Origin of the sequence: Sinorhizobium psoraleae (genome assembly GCF_013283645.1) — a bacterium.
GTDB classification, from domain to species: domain Bacteria; phylum Pseudomonadota; class Alphaproteobacteria; order Rhizobiales; family Rhizobiaceae; genus Sinorhizobium; species Sinorhizobium psoraleae.
In genome coordinates this window covers 1-19,384 of record NZ_JABEKV010000005.1, presented here as the reverse complement: position 1 = coordinate 19,384, position 19,384 = coordinate 1, and the positions used below count along the sequence as shown (strand labels likewise).

The 19,384-nt window shown below is 60.7% G+C and carries 23 protein-coding genes and 2 pseudogenes; 13 read left to right on the top strand and 12 right to left on the bottom strand.

Annotated features, from left to right (window positions below; translation table 11 throughout):
* Nucleotides 1-298: 298 nt before the first annotated feature.
* Entirely contained in the window at nt 299-2,134 is a 1,836-nt protein-coding gene (gene ftsH / locus ILFOPFJJ_RS25585) for an ATP-dependent zinc metalloprotease FtsH (protein WP_173513377.1), read from the top strand.
* A 347-nt stretch (nt 2,135-2,481) separates the two neighbouring features.
* Here ftsH and ILFOPFJJ_RS25580 read toward each other — a convergent pair whose 3' ends face one another.
* Nucleotides 2,482-2,775: an Hsp20/alpha crystallin family protein gene (locus ILFOPFJJ_RS25580; RefSeq protein ID WP_312032736.1), complete on the bottom strand. Its 294-nt coding sequence runs from the start codon at nt 2,773-2,775 to the stop codon at nt 2,482-2,484.
* Nucleotides 2,739-2,843: pseudogene (locus tag ILFOPFJJ_RS36270) on the bottom strand (Hsp20/alpha crystallin family protein); the annotation flags it as partial. The pseudogene ILFOPFJJ_RS36270 and the gene ILFOPFJJ_RS25580, both read right to left, overlap by 37 nt.
* 324 nt (nt 2,844-3,167) lie before the next feature.
* Here ILFOPFJJ_RS36270 and ILFOPFJJ_RS25575 point away from each other — a divergent pair.
* Both ILFOPFJJ_RS25575 and ILFOPFJJ_RS25570 read left to right on the top strand, forming a co-directional pair.
* On the top strand, nt 3,168-3,530 hold the full coding sequence (locus ILFOPFJJ_RS25575; protein WP_173513376.1) for an SPW repeat protein: 363 nt from the start codon (nt 3,168-3,170) through the stop codon (nt 3,528-3,530).
* Nucleotides 3,531-3,625: 95 nt separating this feature from the next.
* A complete protein-coding gene (locus tag ILFOPFJJ_RS25570; RefSeq protein WP_173513375.1) occupies nt 3,626-3,856 on the top strand; it encodes a hypothetical protein in 231 nt (76 codons plus the stop codon).
* A gap of 18 nt (nt 3,857-3,874) precedes the next feature.
* Here the strand turns inward: ILFOPFJJ_RS25570 and ILFOPFJJ_RS25565 are convergent, their stop codons facing one another.
* Nucleotides 3,875-4,213 carry a chaperone modulator CbpM gene (locus ILFOPFJJ_RS25565; protein ID WP_173513374.1) on the bottom strand — a complete coding sequence of 113 codons (339 nt, stop codon included), beginning with the start codon at nt 4,211-4,213 and terminating at the stop codon, nt 3,875-3,877.
* On the bottom strand, nt 4,210-5,127 hold the full coding sequence (locus ILFOPFJJ_RS25560) for a DnaJ C-terminal domain-containing protein (protein ID WP_173513373.1): 918 nt from the start codon (nt 5,125-5,127) through the stop codon (nt 4,210-4,212). Before ILFOPFJJ_RS25560 ends, ILFOPFJJ_RS25565 begins: the two co-directional genes overlap by 4 nt.
* Nucleotides 5,128-5,480: 353 nt before the next feature.
* Here ILFOPFJJ_RS25560 and ILFOPFJJ_RS25555 point away from each other — a divergent pair, with 353 nt between their 5' ends.
* Entirely contained in the window at nt 5,481-5,996 is a 516-nt protein-coding gene (locus tag ILFOPFJJ_RS25555; protein ID WP_246299779.1) for a PDZ domain-containing protein, read from the top strand.
* Nucleotides 5,997-6,377: 381 nt separating this feature from the next.
* On the top strand, nt 6,378-6,680 hold the full coding sequence (locus ILFOPFJJ_RS25550; RefSeq protein ID WP_246299778.1) for a DUF982 domain-containing protein: 303 nt from the start codon (nt 6,378-6,380) through the stop codon (nt 6,678-6,680).
* Between the two features lie 227 nt (nt 6,681-6,907).
* Here the strand turns inward: ILFOPFJJ_RS25550 and ILFOPFJJ_RS25545 are convergent, their stop codons facing one another.
* The 3 genes from ILFOPFJJ_RS25545 to ILFOPFJJ_RS25535 all read right to left on the bottom strand — a co-directional run bounded on the left by ILFOPFJJ_RS25545 (nt 6,908) and on the right by ILFOPFJJ_RS25535 (nt 8,405).
* The gene (locus ILFOPFJJ_RS25545) at nt 6,908-7,270 is read right to left on the bottom strand and encodes an NADH dehydrogenase ubiquinone Fe-S protein 4 (protein WP_173513371.1); all 363 of its coding nucleotides are present in this window, start codon (nt 7,268-7,270) and stop codon (nt 6,908-6,910) included.
* Between the two features lie 65 nt (nt 7,271-7,335).
* Nucleotides 7,336-7,842 (bottom strand): Hsp20/alpha crystallin family protein, encoded by a 507-nt coding sequence (locus tag ILFOPFJJ_RS25540; protein WP_173513594.1) that lies wholly within the window; start codon nt 7,840-7,842, stop codon nt 7,336-7,338.
* Nucleotides 7,843-7,943: 101 nt separating this feature from the next.
* The gene (locus tag ILFOPFJJ_RS25535) at nt 7,944-8,405 is read right to left on the bottom strand and encodes an Hsp20 family protein (protein ID WP_173513370.1); all 462 of its coding nucleotides are present in this window, start codon (nt 8,403-8,405) and stop codon (nt 7,944-7,946) included.
* 463 nt (nt 8,406-8,868) lie between these two features.
* Here ILFOPFJJ_RS25535 and groES point away from each other — a divergent pair, with 463 nt between their 5' ends.
* From groES to ILFOPFJJ_RS25500, 7 genes and pseudogenes are all read left to right on the top strand, one after another.
* Nucleotides 8,869-9,183, top strand: a complete 315-nt coding sequence (gene groES, locus ILFOPFJJ_RS25530) for a co-chaperone GroES (protein WP_173513369.1) — start codon at nt 8,869-8,871, stop codon at nt 9,181-9,183.
* A 30-nt stretch (nt 9,184-9,213) separates the two neighbouring features.
* A pseudogene (gene groL, locus ILFOPFJJ_RS25525) lies at nt 9,214-10,897 on the top strand (chaperonin GroEL).
* 197 nt (nt 10,898-11,094) lie between these two features.
* Nucleotides 11,095-12,438, top strand: a complete 1,344-nt coding sequence (locus tag ILFOPFJJ_RS25520; RefSeq protein WP_173513368.1) for a DegQ family serine endoprotease — start codon at nt 11,095-11,097, stop codon at nt 12,436-12,438.
* Between the two features lie 43 nt (nt 12,439-12,481).
* Nucleotides 12,482-13,669 (top strand): NEW3 domain-containing protein, encoded by a 1,188-nt coding sequence (locus ILFOPFJJ_RS25515; RefSeq protein ID WP_173513367.1) that lies wholly within the window; start codon nt 12,482-12,484, stop codon nt 13,667-13,669.
* A complete protein-coding gene (locus tag ILFOPFJJ_RS25510; RefSeq protein WP_173513366.1) occupies nt 13,666-14,604 on the top strand; it encodes an ABC transporter ATP-binding protein in 939 nt (312 codons plus the stop codon). The genes ILFOPFJJ_RS25515 and ILFOPFJJ_RS25510 overlap by 4 nt, the downstream gene beginning before the upstream one ends.
* Nucleotides 14,594-15,547 (top strand): ABC transporter permease, encoded by a 954-nt coding sequence (locus tag ILFOPFJJ_RS25505; RefSeq protein WP_173513365.1) that lies wholly within the window; start codon nt 14,594-14,596, stop codon nt 15,545-15,547. Before ILFOPFJJ_RS25510 ends, ILFOPFJJ_RS25505 begins: the two co-directional genes overlap by 11 nt.
* A 57-nt stretch (nt 15,548-15,604) precedes the next feature.
* Nucleotides 15,605-15,919, top strand: a complete 315-nt coding sequence (locus ILFOPFJJ_RS25500) for a DUF982 domain-containing protein (protein WP_173513364.1) — start codon at nt 15,605-15,607, stop codon at nt 15,917-15,919.
* 266 nt (nt 15,920-16,185) lie between these two features.
* Here ILFOPFJJ_RS25500 and ILFOPFJJ_RS25495 read toward each other — a convergent pair whose 3' ends face one another.
* Together ILFOPFJJ_RS25495 and ILFOPFJJ_RS25490 are read right to left on the bottom strand one after the other, a co-directional pair.
* A complete protein-coding gene (locus ILFOPFJJ_RS25495; RefSeq protein WP_173513363.1) occupies nt 16,186-16,398 on the bottom strand; it encodes a hypothetical protein in 213 nt (70 codons plus the stop codon).
* A 5-nt stretch (nt 16,399-16,403) separates the two neighbouring features.
* Complete coding sequence (locus ILFOPFJJ_RS25490; protein WP_376741450.1) at nt 16,404-16,862, bottom strand: hypothetical protein; 459 nt, start codon at nt 16,860-16,862, stop codon at nt 16,404-16,406.
* A 539-nt stretch (nt 16,863-17,401) separates the two neighbouring features.
* On the opposite strand from ILFOPFJJ_RS25490, the gene ILFOPFJJ_RS25485 reads away from it, so the two are divergent.
* A complete protein-coding gene (locus tag ILFOPFJJ_RS25485) occupies nt 17,402-17,587 on the top strand; it encodes a hypothetical protein (protein ID WP_173513362.1) in 186 nt (61 codons plus the stop codon).
* A 488-nt stretch (nt 17,588-18,075) separates the two neighbouring features.
* On the opposite strand, the gene ILFOPFJJ_RS25480 is transcribed toward ILFOPFJJ_RS25485, so the two are convergent.
* The 3 genes from ILFOPFJJ_RS25480 to ILFOPFJJ_RS25470 form a co-directional block, all read right to left on the bottom strand.
* Nucleotides 18,076-18,369, bottom strand: coding sequence for a type II toxin-antitoxin system RelE/ParE family toxin (locus tag ILFOPFJJ_RS25480; protein ID WP_173513361.1), 294 nt, complete (start codon nt 18,367-18,369; stop codon nt 18,076-18,078).
* Entirely contained in the window at nt 18,366-18,674 is a 309-nt protein-coding gene (locus ILFOPFJJ_RS25475) for a type II toxin-antitoxin system RelB/DinJ family antitoxin (protein ID WP_173513360.1), read from the bottom strand. Before ILFOPFJJ_RS25475 ends, ILFOPFJJ_RS25480 begins: the two co-directional genes overlap by 4 nt.
* Before the next feature lie 472 nt (nt 18,675-19,146).
* Nucleotides 19,147-19,384 (bottom strand): substrate-binding domain-containing protein (locus ILFOPFJJ_RS25470; protein ID WP_173513359.1); only part of this gene is annotated, 238 nt, incomplete at its 5' end.

The following is a 19,384-nucleotide window of genomic DNA, read 5'->3' as shown; positions in this document are numbered from 1 at the left end:
CGGAGCGCCGAGCATCTCTTCCAGGTAGCGAGCGCCTGCAATATTGATTGCGGCTGCTCCCGTGCGATCTCCTTGAGGTCGCCCGCGAGCGTCACGGACACGGCCCCGAGATTTTCCTCAGGCCTACCGAGGCCCGGGTACCGAACAGCGGCACAAGCCACGGCTTCTGCGCAAGCAGGAAGTTCGAGGGAACCGCCGGCAAGCGGGCGGCGTTTCCTTGCCGGGACGGCGCTTTGGGTTTCTTTCGGTATCGAACCCTCTGATGCGAAAGACGCTGCCGGCCACAAGGGGCACCAAAATGAACAAGCAGATGAAGTTTAACATCTGGTACTGGGTCGCGGCCTTTTTCGCATTGATGGCTTTCCAATACATCTTCGCGACCGCTACACAGGTGGCCCAGATCCCCTATAGCCAGTTCGAATCTTATCTCGACGAAGGCAAGATCGCAGAGGTCGCGGTCTCAGATCAGTTCATCCAGGGACGTTTCAAGACGCCGCAGGACGGCAAGCCCATGTTCATAACCACACGCGTCGAGCCGGACCTTGCCCGGCAGATGCAGGAGCATGGCGTCATCGTGACCGGCCGGATCGAAAGCACCTTCCTGCGAGACATCCTCTCATGGGTCCTGCCAGCGGTGATCTTCGTCGGCATTTGGATGCTCGTTCTGAGGCGCTTCGGTGCCGGCGTCGGCGGTGGGCTGATGCAGATCGGCAAATCGAAAGCCAAAATTTATGTGCAGAAGGACACCGGGGTGACGTTCAAGGACGTTGCGGGCGTCGACGAAGCCAAAGACGAGCTGAAGGAAATTGTCGACTTCCTGAAGGACCCGAAGAGCTATGGCCGGCTCGGCGGCCGCATGCCGAAGGGCATTCTGCTGGTTGGGCCGCCCGGCACAGGCAAGACACTGCTTGCGAAAGCGGTCGCTGGTGAAGCCGGGGTGCCCTTCTTTTCGATCTCGGGTTCCGAGTTCGTCGAAATGTTCGTGGGTGTCGGCGCGGCTCGGGTCCGCGATCTTTTTGAGCAGGCCCGCGGGAAGGCGCCGGCGATCGTCTTTATCGATGAGTTGGATGCACTCGGCCGTGCGCGGGGCATCGGCCCAATCGCCGGTGGACACGACGAGAAGGAGCAGACCTTGAACCAGCTGTTGGTGGAACTCGACGGCTTCGATTCCTCGGTCGGCCTTATCCTGCTTGCCGCGACCAACCGGCCGGAAATTCTCGACCCGGCGCTGCTCAGAGCCGGGCGCTTCGATCGCCAGGTGCTTGTCGACCGGCCTGATAAGCAGGGCCGCATCCAGATCCTCAACGTGCACCTCAAGAAGGCGAAGCTTGCGACGGATGTCCAGCCGGAGCAGATCGCCGCACTCACGCCCGGCTTCACCGGCGCGGACCTAGCCAATCTCGTCAATGAGGCTGCCCTCCTCGCCACGCGGCGCAAAGCCGATGCGGTAACCATGGAGGACTTTAACAATGCCATCGAGCGGATCATCGCGGGACTGGAGAAGCGCAACCGCCTGCTCAATCCGAGGGAACGCGAGATCGTTGCCTATCACGAGATGGGGCATGCCTTGATGGCCATGAGCTTGCCCGGCCTCGATGCGGTGCACAAGGTCTCGATCATTCCGCGCGGCATCGGTTCGCTTGGCTACACGATTCAGCGCCCAACAGAGGACCGATTCCTGATGACCAAGGAAGAGCTCGAAAACAAGATGGCGGTGCTGCTCGGCGGTCGCGCCGCCGAATGGATCGTCTTCGGTCATCTCTCGACCGGCGCCGCCGACGACCTGGTCAAGGTCACCGACATAGCCCGCGCCATTGTCGCGCGCTACGGCATGACTGAAGAACTAGGCCACGTGGCGCTCGAGCGGGATCGGCGCTCGCTCCTGACACCCGAGCCGCTCTATGGCTCGAGCGAGCGCGACTATTCCGAAGCGACCGCGGCCATTCTTGACGAGCAGGTGCGCACGATCGTAGGCGAAACCTTCGAGCGCACTGTGTCGCTGCTCAAAGAGCGGCGTCCGCTGCTGGAGCGATCTGCCAAGCTCCTGCTGGAACGCGAGACGATCACAGAAGACGAATTGCGGGAGTTAGCGGGCGAGCACGCGGGCACACACCGGATTGCCCGACCAGCTTAGCCGGATGAGGAAGCGGTGCAGTTTTCCGCCTGTGCCGCTATTTCGAAAGCGTCGATTTCCTCGCCTCGTCAGGAATGACCTGTCCAGCCAGGAACCGGCGATTTTGTTCCCTCGCCCTGATGGGATTCAGGGCCTGCGTTCCTGTTCTTTCTGGGGCGCTCAGACTGCAACTCCAGCGGTTTCACAGGCCCTCCAGACACATGGTTCACGCTCAAGGGGGCGCGCAGCAAAACAACCCGTCGCAGCAGCCGTTCTCGACCGGCTGGAGGCCGCGCGCAGCGGAAGCCGCCGCGCGGGGCTCAGTGTCCTGACGTCGAGGGCGTGCCAGTGAGGCCTCAGAGCAACGCTTACGCTGCATTGACCGTGATCTTCTTCTCGTTGCTCATCGCTTCAGCGGTCTTCGGCAGGTGCACCGTCAGGACACCTTTCGCGAAGGTGGCGTCGATCTTGTCGGCATCGACGCCGGGCGGCAACTGGAAGGCCCGCTGGAAGGCGCCGTAGCGGCGCTCCGAGACAAAGCGATCCTTCTCGCGTTCCTCCTTTTCCTCCTTTTTTCGCCGCTGATCGAAAGCAGGCCGTTTGCGACCTTCACTTCGACCTCGTTCGCGTCCATTCCAGGCATCTCGGCGGTGATCTTGTATTCCTTGTCCGACTCGATCACGTCGACCACCGGAGACATATGCGAGGCGGCTCTCTCGAATGCCGGCATACCGAACGCGCGCATGCGTTCGGGCAATCTCTCGACGAAGATTTTCGAACAGGGAAAATGGCCCGCTCGGCCGGAGCCGATTTCTCGACTTTGACGGGTTGTTTGTGAGGTGTGGTTTGACCCATGGCTGAACTCCCTTGCTTGACAATTCACGAACGTCTCGCAGGAAGCGGGCACGGTCGAGGAAAATGGCGACCCGCGCTCGCAAGGCAATCGTTCATCCCTCCGACATCCGGTATTGAAAGCAATTTTCCGCTAATTATCTAATTTTTGCGCCTGCTTGAGTAGGCGCAACTTCGTTCAACTTCGTCATCCGTGGAGGTTGTGATGGCAACGCTGATGGAAAGAAAAAAGCCGCAGGACTGGATGAACCTCGTCCTCGCGGTCGCCCTTTTCGTCTCGCCGTGGGTCAGGGGCTTCGCTGGTGAGTTCATGGCCGCTTGGAACGCGTGGATCGTTGGTGTCGTCATCGGTGTTTTGGCGCTCGCCACGTTGACTGCGTTCTCGGAGTGGGAGGAATGGGCAAATATGGTGATCGGGATCTGGCTGGTGGTCTCGCCGTGGCTGCTCGACTTCGCCGCGAATGTGAATGCCATGTGGACACACGTGGTCCTGGGCCTGCTCGTTGCGGCGATATCGGCTTGGGCACTGTGGGACGAACGGCAGAACCCACATGCTCCTGCCTAACCGTTTGGCCCGGCTCTCATGCCCGCCGCCCCGGCGGCGGGCATTCTCCCAGCAGACCCTCTGGCATATCTGCAAGACTGAGTATGGAGCTGAACATGACGCACGCGGTACAAAGCTCGCTCGCGGTCGCCGGCGAGTCTCGCAGGAGCATATGCGGCGAGGCGACGCCCGTTCCGAGCGAATCGGACGAGATCGTCGATCCGGTTTTGCTCGCCGGGATCGAGTCGTTTCCGGCAAGTGAACCGCCTTCAGGGCTCGGCACCACGGCCGGGGCACCGGGCAAGTTGCCGACGCAACATGGACAAATTCGGAAGGCGGATCAGTGAAGGACGATGCCAACTTCACTATGGTTGTCGCGTCACGATGACCGAAAGGGCCCGCCTGACATCCTGACGGACCTCATCGGACTGACCCCGCAGGGCGCTGGCAATCGTTCTGAGCTCTCGCCTCAACCCGTAGAGCTGATCCAACAGCGCGAGGATGATCGGCACGGCGTCATCATTGACGTTCATGTCGTCCCGGAGTTCACAAACCAGGCGAATTCGAGCGATGTCGACATCATCGAAGAGCGGTCCGCTCTCTACTTGGGACGGAACGATCCAGCCGCGACGCACCCACTGGCGCAACTGTCTGGCCGTGAGAGTGCGGAAGAGTTCGAGAACCTGCCCCTCTGTCAGTCTCATGAGGCCCTCCTTAGCGTATCGCGCGGATCATAGGGATGCGCCCGGCGCCAGGTTTCCATGAGAGCCTCGAGAGCCGGATCTACCTTGTCGGGCAAAACCACCTGCAGCTTGACACGCTGATCGCCAGCGGGGCCATGTCCAGTCTTCACGCCCTTCCCCCTGAGACGCAGGACATCGCCGGTGTTCGACCCTTTCGGCACGGTCATCGATATCCGTCCGGAGACGGTCGGCACCTCGATCTTTGCCCCGAGCACCGCTTCGTAGAGGGTAATTGGCAGATCGACCTCGATGTCGTCGCCCTTGCGCTGGAAAACCGGATGAGAACGGACACTGATTTCGATAAACGTATCTCCGCGCGGCCCGCCGCCAATTCCTGGCGCTCCCTTATCTCTCAGCCGCAGCGTGCTGCCATCACGCGTGCCGGGCGGAATGTTCAAGTCGAGCGTATTCCCGTCGGGAAGGGTGATGCGGCGCCGGGCGCCGTTGACGGCGTCCAGGAACTCGACCTCCAACTGGTAATGAAGGTCCTGCCCCCGCGCTTGGAAACCACCCCCTCCCCGGCCACGGCCGAACAGATCGGAGAAGATATCGGACAGATCCTCGAATTCGCCAGCGCCGCTCGCCGACGTATACCGGCTGGCCTGATCCGCGTCGGCAAAGTTTCTGTAGAAACGTTGCTGGGGCCGCTCCGCCCCGGAAGCATCAATCTCGCCGCGGTCAAAACGGGCGCGCTGCTCGGGATCGTTCAGTAGACGGTAGGCTGCCGACAGTGCCTTGAATTGAGCCTCTACCTTCTTGTCGCCGGGATGCAGGTCCGGATGCAATTCCTTTGCGCGCTTGCGGTAGGCCTTTCGAATGTCGTTCTGTGTGGCCGTACGCGGAACGTCCAGAATCTGATATGGATCGTCAGTCACCGATGACCTCCATCGACTTGACCTGCGCTGAGTATTTGAGTCGCAAAGCGCGCCTCTATGGCAAGCTCAATATGGGGTTTCCAGTCGATCTTGCCCATCCTCTCCGGTGGTTCCCTCCCGCTTGAGCGGGCGTAGAGACGGTGACTTCGGGCATCGCCAGCGCGGCAGCGGCATCAATGTCGAAGGCTACGAGGATTTCATCCAGACAGACGCCTCGATCAATCCCGGCAACTTCGGCGGCGCTCTGGTCACGACGGATAGGCGGCTGGTGGTATCAACACCGCCATCATCGCGTCGGCCGGCGGCAATGTTGGCATTGGTTTTGCCGTTCCGATTCCATGGCGTCGGACGTGATGAAGCAACTGATCGAGCACGGTGAGGTACGGCGAGGCCGTGTCGGCGTCGCGATCCAGGAGCTGACGCCGGACATCGCCGAAGCGCTCGGCATAAGCGAAACCCATGGCGCAGTGGTCGGGAGCGTCGAACGCGACACCCCTCGCGGCCCGGGAAGGACTTCAGGCGGAGATGTAATCGTTGCGGTCGACAAACATCCGATTTCCGGCTCGGCCGACCTGCGCAATCGGGTAGGTCTCGCTCCGGTCGGTCCGAGATCGACGAAGCCGCAAGACAATCACGCTCCAAGTCGAGCCCAAAGGGCGCGCACAACAACACTGGCGCCATGCCGCGGGGCGCTCGAAGGCGCGCATTTCCAAGATCCGGGTGGTAACGTCGTCGTTGCCAGCGTTGACGAAGGTAGCGCCGCAGCGTGGGCCGGACTTGAGACCGGAGACGTGATCGTCGCCGTAAACCGGCGACCAGTGACGAACGGCGGCCGAGCTCGCGTCGGCACTGCAGGAGGTCAGGGGTAGATTGCGCTGGAGGATGTTTCTCGCATTGCGTTAGTGAAGCCGATGGGAGATTCGGCGGTCGAGAAGATGACGGAAGAGAGTGCGCCACGAACCTTGCATGCGGCCTCGGCGCTACTGCTGAACTGCGAGCATCCGGACGGACAGGCCCTGCCCAAAGCGCCTTTTATGGTAGGAAATTAAACTGGCAGGCATCCTCCAGGCCACCTCTCGCCCGAGTTCCTCTCTCATGGAGGCTGGAGCGGAGCTGTTCAAAATCTTGCGCCAAATTAGGGCATGAATTGTCAGCACGGCTGTTGGTTTCTGCGAGCTTGAAATCCGCTTATTCGCGCCGATATTTTATTCACTTCTTTTCATCCGGTGTGAATGCGAAAGGAGGACACTATGCTCAACCCGGAATTGGTCTGGATGACTCCCGTCACCGTTCGCATGAAGGACGGGGCGCCCCAGGTCTTCGCTTCTGTGAACGATGTGCTCGATTTCCTCGAAGAGGATTGGGCGAGCGATCGAGGCGGAAAATACAACCGGGCGGTTCAAACGTGCCGCCGTGCTCTGAACCGAATGACGCCAGTCGCCATCGCGCGCGAGGCGTTCATCGAGGCCTGCCGAGATGCGGGCATGTCGACGCTCGCGGACGGACCGCTCGGGACGAAGACGGGCGCTGGCGGTCAGCGCTCGCTAGCCTAGAACGGCTAAAGTGGGCTGGCGCTTTAAGTGCCCCGCACTTGCGAGAATTTGCTCGGCGGCGCGCCAGAGCTTTAGCCATCGCCTCAAAGCGTTTCGATAGAGCTGGTAAGCGTTATGAAGGCCGCCGCAGCGGGGGCCTTCTGCCGATCGCCAAGCGACGGGACTGAAAGGGGAAGCCTGCCCTCGAGCATCGATGGAGAAGCTAAGCACGCTCCCTCACTCGAAAACTACAGGTCACGCCCCCTGTCGTCCACGACGATGTAATCCAGTTTGTGTCGTTCGGCGTAGGCAATGGCGGCATCGCGGGATGGAAAACGCAGTTCGACCTGAGTCAGCGTGTCACTCCCGCCCGTGTAGCCCATCAGATAGTCGATAACGGGCGGGACTTGCTGTTCGAATACCAGCAACCAAGGTTGCCTCGAGACGCGCGCCGAAGTCATCACCGAGCGTGACGGCAGAAAAATACGCGCGACACGATCACCGCCCATTTGCGATCCGTTGATGTCGATCGTAGGGCGCAAGTCGACATGCTCTTCGAACTTCCGGTTAGCACGGTTCGTTTGCACGTCCCGCTTCAGGGGCCCGGTCATCGACGTCGTCCCTTGCTCGCTCGCCAACTGCCAGCCGGCCCATTCCGCGCCGGCTGGCGTCGGTATCATTTGGTGCTGTCGATCGTAATGCGCTTGACGTTAGTTCCCGCCTTTTCGGTCTTCGGCAATGTCACTGCGAGAAGACCGTTCTTGAACGTTGCGGCGACCTTGTTCTCATCGACCTCGCCACCAAGAGCCAGCCGCCGTTCGAAGCGTCCATAGTAGCGCTCGCTGAAGCGACGGTCCTTGTCTTCGGTTTCCGATTTCTTCTCGCCGCGAAGCGTAAGCACACCATCGTCCAGAAGCACCTCGACATCGTCTGGATCGATGCCCGGAACCTCCGCTATAACGCGGATCTCGTTGTCGTTCTCCTCGACCTCCACGGTCGGCCACGATCCATTGAAGGGCGTCATGCCACCGAACAACGACGGCGGGCCGAAGCCGCGGAAGGCTTCATCGAACAGACGGTTGACATTGCGGTGCAGCGACAGGAACGGATCCATGTCGCCGCGGTACATGGTTGGAACCTGGCTGCTACCACGATTCCACGGGATCAGGTCACGTACATTCATGGCTTCATCCTTTCTTCGTTTCATTCTCTCCTCTTGGTTCGGCGCAGTTTCCCTCCCCTCGCCTGCCCGGCGACAGGCGAGGTTTGAGCGGTGTGCGCCGTCTAGGCTGCCTTATCCCCTTCGATCTGCTTCGAAGCCGATTTCGTCACCTCGGTTTCGATGGCGATCCGACGCGGCTTCATCTCCTCAGGTAATTCTTTCTTGAGGTTGATGACGAGCAGTCCGTTTTCGAGCTTTGCGCCCTCGACGATCACATGATCGGCGAGTTCAAATCGCCGCATAAACGGCCTTACAGGGAGGCTTTGATGGAGGTACTGTGCCTCTTCGTCCTCCGACTTCGCGCCGTTGACAACGAGCATGTTTGCCTCGTGGGTGATCGTCAGTTCGTCCTCGGCGAAACCCGCCACCGCGATAGCAATGCGGTACGCATCTTCGCCAAGCTTGACGATGTTATAGGGCGGCCAGTTGTCGGCGTTGAGGCTGGCGTTTTCGAGCAGGTCGAAGAAGCGGTCGAAGCCGATGCTCGACCTGTAGAAGGGGGAAAAGTCGAGGTCTGTTCTCATAGCTACATCCTCCGTAGAGCAACATAGATACGAGGGAACGCCAAGAAGCTCGGCGCTCCCTGACTCCGACCCCATTTTGGCGGTCGGCCAAAATGAAGTGGGGATCAAATCGAGTGGCGTCAAGAGGCGAAGCGGCTATCCCGAGTCTCGTCTAGGAGAGGCCGCGGACGAGGGTTGTCAATCTAAGCACTCAAACGGCACAGCACGCGATAGCTTTATGAATTCATGCCGGTAGCACTCTCCAGTATCGAGTGCTAAAAAATTCGTGCCGCCCTCTTGAAACTCGAAAAATCAGAAACCAGATCGATTTGTGTGCGATGCCGAAAGGCTCGGCGCCCCGCGTCGGATTCGCTCCGTATGCGGCGCGGAGGACTTTCTAAAAACCTGTTTGTCGATGAGGAGAGCGACATGAATGCGGCGCGGAGGACTTTCTAAAAACCTGTTTGTCGATGAGGAGAGCGACATGACGTTCCGTCCTTTGCATGACCGTATCCTGGTCCGCCGCATTGAAGCCGAGGAAAAGACGGCCGGCGGCATCATCATTCCAGACACGGCGAAGGAAAAGCCGCAGGAGGGAGAGGTCATCGCCGTCGGCCCGGGCGCGCGCGACGACAGCGGCAAGCTTGTCGAGCTCGACGTCAGAGCCGGCGACCGCATCCTGTTCGGCAAATGGTCCGGCACAGAAATCAAGCTCAATGGCGAGGAGCTTCTGATCATGAAGGAATCCGATGTGATGGGCGTGATCGAGACAGAAGCCGCGGCGAAGAAGGTCGCCTGAGAGCCGGGCCGAATTGAAGGAGGTAGAATAATGGCTGCCAAGGAAGTGAGGTTCCACACCGAAGCCCGCGAGAAGATGCTGCGGGGCGTCGACATTCTCGCCAATGCTGTGAAGGTGACGTTGGGCCCAAAGGGCCGCAACGTGGTGCTCGACAAGTCGTTCGGCGCTCCGCGGATCACGAAGGACGGCGTCACTGTCGCCAAGGAGATCGAGCTCGAGGACAAGTTCGAGAACATGGGCGCCCAGATGGTGCGTGAAGTGGCGTCGAAGACCAGTGACATCGCCGGTGACGGCACGACCACGGCAACGGTTCTCGCGCAGGCGATCGTCAAGGAAGGAGCAAAAGCGGTCGCCTCCGGCATGAACCCAATGGACCTCAAGCGTGGCGTAGACAAAGCGGTGGACGCTGTCGTCGAGGAGCTGCGAAGGAACGCCCGCAAAGTCACCAGAAACGATGAGATCGCGCAGGTGGGGACGATCTCGGCGAATGGCGACAGCGAGATTGGTCGGTTCCTCGCCGAGGCGGTCGAGAAGGTCGGCAATGAAGGCGTCATCACGGTCGAGGAAGCCAAGACCGCGGTCACGGAGCTCGAGGTCGTGGAAGGCATGCAGTTCGACCGCGGTTACCTCTCGCCTTATTTCGTGACCAATCCCGACAAGATGCGCGTCGAGCTGGAGGAGCCCTATGTGCTCATCCACGAGAAGAAGCTGTCCAATCTGCAGGCACTGCTCCCGGTTCTTGAAGCCGCTGTTCAATCCGGAAAACCTCTCCTCATCATCGCCGAGGATGTTGAAGGAGAAGCGCTGGCGACGCTCGTCGTCAACAAGTTGCGCGGCGGCCTGAAGGTCGCAGCCGTCAAGGCCCCAGGCTTTGGCGATCGCCGCAAGGCGATGCTGGAGGATATAGCGATCCTCACAGGCGGAACGGCTATCTCCGAAGATCTTGGCATCAAGCTCGAGAATGTGACGCTCGAAATGCTTGGCCGCGCCAAGAAAATTGTCGTCGAGAAGGAAAACACGACGATCGTGGACGGCGCAGGCTCGAAGGCGGAGATCCAGGGCCGTGTCGCCCAGATCAAGGCGCAGATCGAGGAGACCACCTCGGAGTATGATCGCGAGAAGCTGCAGGAGCGTCTCGCCAAGCTCGCCGGCGGTGTTGCGGTGATCCGCGTGGGTGGCTCGACCGAGGTCGAGGTCAAGGAACGCAAGGACCGCGTCGATGACGCGATGCATGCCGACCGAGGTCGAGGTCAAGGAACGCAAGGACCGCGTCGATGACGCGATGCATGCCACACGGGCGGCGGTCGAGGAGGGCGTTCTGCCTGGTGGTGGTGTGGCTTTGCTGAGAGCTGTCAAGGCGCTGGATGGTGTTCAGACCGAGAACGCCGATCAGAAACACGGCATTGAGATCGTCCGCCGTGCAATTGAGGCCCCGGTACGCCAGATTGCGGAAAATGCGGGTGCTGAAGGCTCGATCATCGTCGGCAAGCTTCGCGAGAAAAGCGAATTTGGTTACGGCTGGAACGCCCAGACCAACGAATTCGGTGATCTTTACGACCAGGGCGTCATCGATCCGGTCAAGGTCGTCCGCACCGCGCTGCAGGATGCTGCCTCGGTCGCCGGCCTGCTGATTACCACCGAGGCAATGGTCGCCGAGAAGCCGAAGAAGGAGGCGCCGGTTCCGCCGATGCCGCCTGGAGGCATGGACTTCTGACGAAAGCGATGGGTCCGCGCCCGACGGGCGCGGACCCCTTGGTGGACCTGTGAACTGATGCCTCGGCCCTCGATGGGCCAGGCGTTCGAATATGGTTTGGAGCAGGTTGGCAGGAGCCCTAGACGAGGCTCCGACGAGGCTGGACCCGAGGCCCGCCTATCCGCTTCGAAGGAGGATCTGAAGAATCGGGGGAAAAAATGATCACGCGTTCGTCGAAATATGTTGGCGTATTCGCCGCACTCGTCCTCGTTATGGTTCCTGCGCCGTTCCCGGCGGCGCAGCCGCAGCCCGCCATTTCGGCAGCCACTCAACGATCCCTCGCTGACGTCCTGGAGGAGATCACGCCGGCGGTCGTCAACATCGCGGTGAGATCGCGCGCTCCCGCCGCAACCAATCCTCTCTACAACGATCCCTTCTTCCGCCGCTATTTCAAGCTTCCGGAGCAGCAGCAGCAGCGGCTGAGCGCCGGCTCCGGCGTCATCATCGACGCGGATGAAGGTTATATCCTCACCAATCACCACGTTGTCGCGGACGCCGGGGAAATTGCGGTAACCCTGAAGGACCGCCGCCGCTTCACCGCTGAACTGGTCGGCAGCGACGAGGCAACCGATATAGCGTTGCTGAAGATCGACGCGGACAAGCTGAGGGCGCTTCCGTTTGGCGATTCCAGTGCCCTTCGTGTCGGCGACCCGGTAGTCGCGATCGGCAATCCGTTTGGGCTTGGTCAGACCGTCACCTCCGGAATCGTCAGCGCCCTTGGCCGAGGCGGCATCAATGTCGAAGGCTATGAGGACTTCATCCAGACGGATGCCTCGATCAATCCCGGCAACTCGGGAGGCGCGCTGGTCACTGCGGCCGGCCTGCTGGTCGGCATCAACACCGCGATCATAGCGCCAACCGGCGGCAATGTCGGCATTGGCTTTGCGGTTCCGATCGCGATGGCGTCGGCAGTGATGGAGCAACTAATCGAGCATGGCGAAGTGCGGCGCGGCCGGATCGGCATCTCCGTTCAGGATCTGACGCCGGACCTGGCCGAAGCGCTCCACATAGAGGAGAGCTCCGGCGCCGTCGTCGGAAGCGTTGAGCAGAATTCGCCGGCGGCCCAGGCCGGGCTCCAAGCCGGCGATGTCATCCTCGCCGTCAACAATCGCAAAATCACCGGCTCGGCAGATCTCCGCAATCGTGTCGGCCTGGCTCCGGTCGGATCGGAAGTCGAAATCGAATATATGCGCGATCGGGTTCCCAAAACGGTAACAATGCGCGTCGAGCCGGCCGAGGCAAATGCTGAGGCCGAGGCGATACCCGCTTCCCTGCAGGGCGCGCAGTTCCAGGATGCGGCGGGTAATGTGGTTGTCTCCAACATTGAGGATGGAAGCGCAGCAGAGCGATCGGGTTTGCGCGCGGGCGACGTGATCGTTGCCGTCAATCGCCAGCCGATCGCGACCGTCGCGGAGCTCGCCGCGGCGTTAAAGGACGCCGGCGGGACGATTGCGCTCGATCTGTTTCGCGGCGGCTCAAAACTGTTTCTGGTGATCGGTTAGGGTCGCCGCGCGCATGGATATCGAACGTCGAAGGGAGAATGAGATGAGGACAATTGCTCGATGGATCACTGCAGCAGCATTGGCCCTTGGAGCGACATTTGCATGCACACCGGCTGTTGCTCAGGACCAGCGACAGGAAGTCGTCAAGCTTACCGGCTTCTGGCTCACGACACCGCATCCGGAACTGGCGATCCGCCCGGGAGAAACCGAAACAATTCCGCTGACGCTGCGCAATGCCAATCTGCCGCCGCAGCGGGCGTCACTTGAAGTTACAGGCATTCCCGATGGTTGGAAATGGTCGCTGAAGGGCGGCAACCGCGAGGTCTCTGCTGTCATGGTGGCGCCAGATGCGACACAGGAAGTTAACCTCGAACTGACGCCTCCCGAGGGCGCTAGCGGCGAGCGCGTTCCGATTAACGTGAAAGCGCGATACGCAAACCAGACCGCCGAGCTTCTCCTTGTGGTGAAACTATCGGAGGCGGCGGAGGGTGGCTTGGAGCTGATATCCGAGCTGCCGGCGCTGAGAGGTACGGCCAGTTCCACCTTCAGTTTCAAGATTGAAGTCACCAATGACGGCGCGGAAGAGAACCTGTTCAGTCTAGCTGCCAATGTGCCCAAGGGGTTTCAGTCACGCTTCAAGCGCGGCTATGGCTCGGAAGAGATTACCGGCTTGCCGATCGAGGCCGGGGCGAGCGAGAACCTGACATTGGAAATCACGCCGCCGAGGTCAGCGCCGGCCGGCCGCTATCCGGTCTTGGTCGAGGTAGCGGGTGGTGGAACCAGCGCTACGACCGAGCTCAGTATCGAAGTAACCGGCCAGCCGGACGTTACCCTGTCTGGCCCACAGGAACGCCTCTCCGGGCAGGCGGAGGCCGGTAAGGAGGCGAGCTTCCCGTTCACGCTCGCCAACAATGGCAGTGCGCCTGCGACCGACATTGAACTGTCGGCCAGCCCCCCGTCGGGCTGGAAAGTCGAATTCGAGCCCGAGCGCGTCGATTTGATCGCGCCGGATGCTACGAGACAGGTGAACGTCAGGATTACCCCTTCTGAAAAGGCAATAGCAGGCGACTACATGGTCTCGGTGCGCGCGAGCGGCGGACCGGTGTCCGAGTCGGCTCAGTTTCGCGTCACCGTCAACACGTCGACGATTTGGGGCATGGCAGGGCTTGGCGTCATCGCAACCGCGGTGCTCGTCCTCGGCCTGGCGGTGATGAGGTATGGACGGCGATGAGCACGACGGTCATAGAGGCAAAAGGACTGGTGAAGCGCTACGGCTCCGCCGTGGCTGTCGCCGGAGTTGATTTGTCGGTTCGTGCCGGAGAAGTCGTCGGTTTGCTCGGACCGAACGGCGCCGGCAAGACGACCACGATCCTGATGCTGCTGGGTTTGACCGAGCCGGCCGAGGGGAGCGTGCACATTCTTGGTAAGGACCCGCTGCGCCAGCCGCTCGAGGTAAAGCGAGAGGTCGGCTATCTGCCTGACGCCGTCGGATTCTACGACAGCATGTCAGGACGAGAAAACCTCGCCTATACCGCTCGCCTTGCCGGCATGTCTGCCGAGCTTGCCAGGGAAAACATTGCCGCGGCGCTCGACAAGGTGCGGCTGGCTGGGGTCGCAGACCGGCGTGTCGGCACCTACTCCCGTGGCATGCGTCAGCGGCTCGGCCTGGCCGAACTTCTGATGCGCAAGTGCCCCGTCGCCATCCTGGACGAACCGACGTCCGGCCTCGATCCACAGTCCACCCAGGAATTGCTCGACCTGATCCGGGCGCTGAGCCGCGACGGCATGACGATCCTGCTATCGTCGCACATGCTCAACGTGGTGCAAACGGTCTGCGATCGCATCGCGTTGTTCAGCAACGGCAGGATCGGTTTCCTCGGCACCATCGAAGAGCTCGCCGATAAGATCGGTGGAGGCGCCTTCATCATCGATGTCGAGGCCGATGGCATCGACCTTTCCGAACTAGGCACGTCGGCCGAGGGCGTGAAGTCGATCGTGGCTGGCCGCCGGGGTCATTGGCTGGTCGAAGCCGAACGCGATGTCCGCCCGGAGCTCGCCCGCCTCGTCGTCGATGCTGGCGGTTCCCTGAAGAATTTGGACCTGCGCCGCGCTCGGCTCGACCAAGCCTATAATCGGTATTTCGGGGAGGTTGTCCATGACACGTGAAGGCTCACCCTTTAAAGGCACGGCAACGATCGCGTTCAAGGAAGCGGCCGATCATATGACCAGCGCGCGAATGCATCTGATCATGCTGCTCGTGCTGCTCACCGCAATCGGCGCCGTCTATGGCGCGATTGGGCGCATCACCGAAACCACTGCCGAGGATCCTTTCCTGTTCCTGAAGCTGTTGACGGAGACGCGCGAACCGCTTCCATCCTTCGCCGCCCTGCTTGGCTTTCTGTTGCCGTTGATGGCGATTGCGTTGGGTTTCGACGCGGTCAACGGCGAATACGCCCGGCGAACGATGAGCCGGCTCCTGGCGCAGCCGATCTACCGCGATGCGGTGCTGTTCGGAAAGTTCCTGGGCGGTTTGCTTGTCATCGCAATCGCGCTTCTGACGCTCTGGCTGCTCATGACGGGCCTTGGCATCCTGTTCCTCGGTCTGCCTCCGTCGGCCGCCGACATCGTGCGGGGTGTCGCCTATCTGGCAGCGACGCTTACCTATGCTGGTGTCTGGCTGGCACTGGCGATCGCATCCTCGACCTTGATCCGCTCGCCGGCGACCTCGGCGTTGGCCGCCTTGTCGGTCTGGCTAGTGTTCGCGGTGTTCTGGGACATGGTCGCGCCGCTGCTTGCAAGCGTGCTGGCCCCTATTGATCGGCTCGATCCGATGACTGTGGTCACGCAGTTCGAAACGCAGCAGGCCGTCAGCAGGTTCTCGCCTCAGACCCTTTACGGCGAAATCACCGGGATGCTCTTAAACCCCGCGGCGCGATCGGTGGGCCCCTTGTTCTTCGATCAGGTCCAAGGCGCGATCGCCGGCGCACCGCTACCGACCGTGCAAAGCCTGCTGGTCGTATGGCCGCAGCTCGCGGGACTGGTTGCTGCGATGATCCTGCTGTTCACCCTGGCCTACGTCGTCTTCCAGCGTCAGGAGGTCAGGGCATGACAGTTACCGGGCGCTTCGCCACCCACAGGGTTGACGTCGCGTGAATGGAGGAGAACGATGGAGCAAGCTCATTTTCGACACCCAGTGTCAGTCTTTGTGGGTCTCGGATTTCCGGCCGAGATCCGCGGCGTCAGAGAGGCCTACACCTGGCTGAATGAATGGCCGCCGTCAAAGCGGAATCCGACCCACGCCATCGCGCTCGATGCCTGCAAAGCGGCACTTGCGGGCGAGATTGATGCCGAGATCGCTCGCACGGCGCTTGTTGCCTGCGCGCGAAGGGCCAATCTCCTCGCGCCCGACGCCGGCACGATCATCGGCGCGAACAGACCGACGCAGTCGACGCCGTATCGCAGGCCGGCGGCTGCAAACTGACCCCCGTTATCGAAGGAGGGTCGACGCCGACCACCGCCGTCTCTGGAGGGCGGAGGCCCCAAGCAGCATGGGGTCGATTCCGGAAGGGGGCGAAATGACACCCTAAGCGCCAAGGCAACGTTCACACGACGGGGATATGGCCGGTTTCCGCCATACAACGGTGGTTGGACGGGCACCTAGTAGACCGCATGGCGCGACCCGAAGCAGTCAGGTCCGGCGAAAAGATCGGCGCGATTGACGCCGATCTCGAAAAAAGAACGGGAGCTTCAGAAGGGCCAGAAGTCTGCCACATAGCTCGCGGCGGCGTTCAGCCAGATCATCGTGTCGCGGTACCAGGCCATGACAGATTCATGGACATATCGTAAGACGGCAAGGAACAACACGAACAAAACGACGGCGCCGAAGAATTTGCCGAACCATTCGTCGCCTTTGGGATCATTGCTCTGGATGACGTACTGTTGCCTATTATCGTTCAGCATGTCCTTTAACGGTCCCGGTCATCGCGGTCGCGTTCCCTCTGTTGCATTTGTTCCCGCTCCAGCTCGTCCAGACGAGCAATATGCTGTTGGGCGGGATCTGTCCGCGTCGTTTCTCCGCTGCGCTGAGAGGATTTCTTATCCTTATCTAGCCGATCTTGTAGGCGATTTGTAGCATCGACCGTGGACGCCAACTCGTGAGCTGCGCGCGTGCCGTTGTCGATCGGCTGCTGATCACGTTGCTCGCGAGCTTCGATCCGCTGGTCGGCAGCAGCAGCATCCACATTCGCGGGCGCCTTGTCCTTTTCTTCGATCGGCCGATCGTCGTCGCGGTTCTTGACGTCTGCACGCTCGTCCTCCTGTAGGTCCTGCGCTTCGGCTTGTCTTTCTGCGCGATCGATGCCGATCGTGCACCTCTTGTGCGCCGTTGTCGGCGAAAGCCAAGGACAGACGCCGGAACATTCCAACGTCAAAGCTCCTTCAATGCACCTCAAGAGCCCCTATCGCTCGTCTCATGACTTGTGGGATCGTCAACCCCTACGTTGTTCAACAAAACCAACGGCGTAGTCTGTTTCTGTGGCCTCAATGATGACCTGAAGGAAGGCGGAGGGCGCGACTGTTAGGAGATTGAAGGGGCAAGGGGACCATCGCGCGAGCCGCCAATCCGATCCCCCGCTCATAAATTTATTCCAAACATTCCTGGTGTTCCTAAGCTGTCCGCCATGATCACCCGGAGATACGACTTAAGGCGAGAAGTAGACGGGACCTGCACTGTCATTGACGTGTTCACCGGGCTGCCCGCTGTGCTGGACGATAGTCTCGCGATGCGGCTAACCGCTGAAGAAGCCGATGACGTGCTCGATCTGCTCAACCTCGCGGATGCCACCAGACGGGGAGCCCTAACGTGGCCTAAGGGAAAGCCTTGAATGGCAGCTATGCGTGTGGCCGGGTACCGCTCGCCAAGGTGATCCCTCATACTCTCCTCAGGCAACCGAAAGGAAAATCCATGCGGATCCGTATCAACCCCCGCTATACCCCGATGCAGGTCAAAGGGAAGCAATGGTCGGTCCACGACATGCACACCGGACGGACCGCTAACGTAAACGGTATCGTCCTCGGGAAGCTGGACCAAGGGATGGCCGTCGAGCTTGCCAATGCGCTCAATCCTCTGGTTCCCCCAGCTAAACCCTAAGGTGAGTTGAAGGTCGGGCAGTGCATGAGGATCATGCGAGGGCAGTCTGGAGAGAGGTTCCGCATGGTCCTCGGCGTCCGTAGCGCTCCTGCGAATACGCCTGTCAAAATTCACCCAGCGGGTTGGCCGTGGCATCTCTTCCATTGTGCGTAGGAGCAACGCTACGTTCGGCTGCTCCCAGCACTGTCGACCCGATTGCGACCAGACCAAGCCCCTGTGCTGCCGCGGCTGTGTCCGCTTTCGCGGTTGCGACGCCTGAAGGCTGCCGGACGGCAAACGGCCGCAAGTCTGCAAGCCATCGACCCCGTGCGAATGACCGCTTCTGGACGCAAGTCGCTCGTTCCGAACGGGTAGCTGAACGACCCCTGTCCCACGCGATTCCAGACGATCAGTGGCGCACCGATGGACTGGCGCCTTCGGAAACTCTGAATCCCTCGCCTTGAAGGGAATAGAACTTGAGACCCCTCGAAACTTGTGCCGGATTGCGTCTATTCGTCATTGAACTCGACGGGCCACATCTGGGCGCCGTGCAAAACACGCAAAACGCGAATCTTGTCGGCCATCACAGTGTAGGCTGCAATGAAAGGTGTACGCGGGATAACAAGCTCTCGAGTCCCGGCAATCCGGCCAGGGCGACCACTTTCCGGAAAGTCAAGAAGACGGCGTACGGCGCGGACGATCTCTTCGTCCACGTGGACCGCAGCACTCGGATTTTCTCGTTCAATGTAACTGAAGATGGTCTCGCGATCGTCGAGCGCGTATTGCGCCCAGACAAGCCTCATCGGTCACCCGCCCCTGCTTTACGCAAGGCGGCCTCCCGGCGCTCGCGAAAGCGCGCATCGGCCTCGGCGTCATCGAGATCAGGGCGCGTGTCCTCGAGAGCCTGCAATACCTTCGCGCGGAACCAGGCGTCGTGAGCTTCGCTGTGGGAGACAAGCTCCAGCGGCAGGGCGCCTTCATTCGCTGTCCGGGTTAACAGAATTCGAACGGCGTCCGAAACTGTCAGGCCCATGTTTTCCAGAACTGCCGTGGCGCGCTCTTTGACGTCGGCATCGATCCGAGTCTGAACAAGTGCATTTGAAGCCATGCGCTAATCTCCTTCACGGGCAATGTAATGCACATGCATGACAGAATCCAGAGCCGCAGCGCACTCCGTCGCGTCCCGCTTTCATGCGAACTCGGGCCCGCAACGTGGGTTCCTGTTGATACATTATGCGATCTCGTTGGCCCAGAACGTGAACATCCTCGCAACAAGCCGTGCACGCGGCTCGTGAAGTACGGCTCCCTTCGACCGCCGCGGACTTTGGCGTCGCAGGCGATCTCGATTTAGCCCGAAGCGGACTGCCATTCGTTGCGCGGGGACCGCAGGTTTGCGCCCTCTTGCCGGTCATAGAGGCAGTTGTTACCTCGGACCGAAAGCGGCCATCGCATTGGTTTGACGCAACGACTTCTGTGCGCCAACACGAGCCGTGCGAGCGCCTGGCCTAAGATTCGCGTTGCGATGCGGCCCGCGTCACAGCCGCGCCCTCCATGACGTAGGTCGCATAGCGATGGGCGGATCAGGGTTCGCGGTCTTTCTTCATCAGTGCATAGGCTTCGATCATCGCCTTGAGGAAGTTCACCGTCTCCTCGCGGTGGTCGGCGAGCCAGGCGCGGTCGACGTTCACCCCGGAACCTGCGATCGGAAAATTGTAGTCCTGCAGATTGATCAGATCCTTGGCGCCGTTCTGTTCGGCCATGGAGTAGTAGATTTCGCTGCCAATGAAGGCATCGACTTCACCACTCTTCAGGCGCGAG

Excerpts from the sequence above, each read along its gene's own strand:
- ILFOPFJJ_RS25540 (WP_173513594.1), bottom strand. The coding sequence starts at position 7,842 with ATGAATGTACGTGACCTGATCCCGTGGAATCGTGGTAGCAGCCAGGTT.
- ILFOPFJJ_RS25505 (WP_173513365.1), top strand. The coding sequence starts at position 14,594 with ATGACACGTGAAGGCTCACCCTTTAAAGGCACGGCAACGATCGCGTTC.
- ILFOPFJJ_RS25545 (WP_173513371.1), bottom strand. The coding sequence starts at position 7,270 with ATGACCGGGCCCCTGAAGCGGGACGTGCAAACGAACCGTGCTAACCGG.
- ILFOPFJJ_RS25475 (WP_173513360.1), bottom strand. The coding sequence starts at position 18,674 with ATGGCTTCAAATGCACTTGTTCAGACTCGGATCGATGCCGACGTCAAA.
- groES (WP_173513369.1), top strand. The coding sequence starts at position 8,869 with ATGACGTTCCGTCCTTTGCATGACCGTATCCTGGTCCGCCGCATTGAA.
- ILFOPFJJ_RS25510 (WP_173513366.1), top strand. The coding sequence starts at position 13,666 with ATGAGCACGACGGTCATAGAGGCAAAAGGACTGGTGAAGCGCTACGGC.
- ftsH (WP_173513377.1), top strand. The coding sequence starts at position 299 with ATGAACAAGCAGATGAAGTTTAACATCTGGTACTGGGTCGCGGCCTTT.
- ILFOPFJJ_RS25550 (WP_246299778.1), top strand. The coding sequence starts at position 6,378 with ATGCTCAACCCGGAATTGGTCTGGATGACTCCCGTCACCGTTCGCATG.
- ILFOPFJJ_RS25565 (WP_173513374.1), bottom strand. The coding sequence starts at position 4,213 with ATGAGACTGACAGAGGGGCAGGTTCTCGAACTCTTCCGCACTCTCACG.
- ILFOPFJJ_RS25500 (WP_173513364.1), top strand. The coding sequence starts at position 15,605 with ATGGAGCAAGCTCATTTTCGACACCCAGTGTCAGTCTTTGTGGGTCTC.
- ILFOPFJJ_RS25485 (WP_173513362.1), top strand. The coding sequence starts at position 17,402 with ATGCGGATCCGTATCAACCCCCGCTATACCCCGATGCAGGTCAAAGGG.
- ILFOPFJJ_RS25555 (WP_246299779.1), top strand. The coding sequence starts at position 5,481 with ATGAAGCAACTGATCGAGCACGGTGAGGTACGGCGAGGCCGTGTCGGC.
- ILFOPFJJ_RS25570 (WP_173513375.1), top strand. The coding sequence starts at position 3,626 with ATGACGCACGCGGTACAAAGCTCGCTCGCGGTCGCCGGCGAGTCTCGC.
- ILFOPFJJ_RS25480 (WP_173513361.1), bottom strand. The coding sequence starts at position 18,369 with ATGAGGCTTGTCTGGGCGCAATACGCGCTCGACGATCGCGAGACCATC.
- ILFOPFJJ_RS25520 (WP_173513368.1), top strand. The coding sequence starts at position 11,095 with ATGATCACGCGTTCGTCGAAATATGTTGGCGTATTCGCCGCACTCGTC.
- ILFOPFJJ_RS25535 (WP_173513370.1), bottom strand. The coding sequence starts at position 8,405 with ATGAGAACAGACCTCGACTTTTCCCCCTTCTACAGGTCGAGCATCGGC.
- ILFOPFJJ_RS25495 (WP_173513363.1), bottom strand. The coding sequence starts at position 16,398 with ATGCTGAACGATAATAGGCAACAGTACGTCATCCAGAGCAATGATCCC.
- ILFOPFJJ_RS25515 (WP_173513367.1), top strand. The coding sequence starts at position 12,482 with ATGAGGACAATTGCTCGATGGATCACTGCAGCAGCATTGGCCCTTGGA.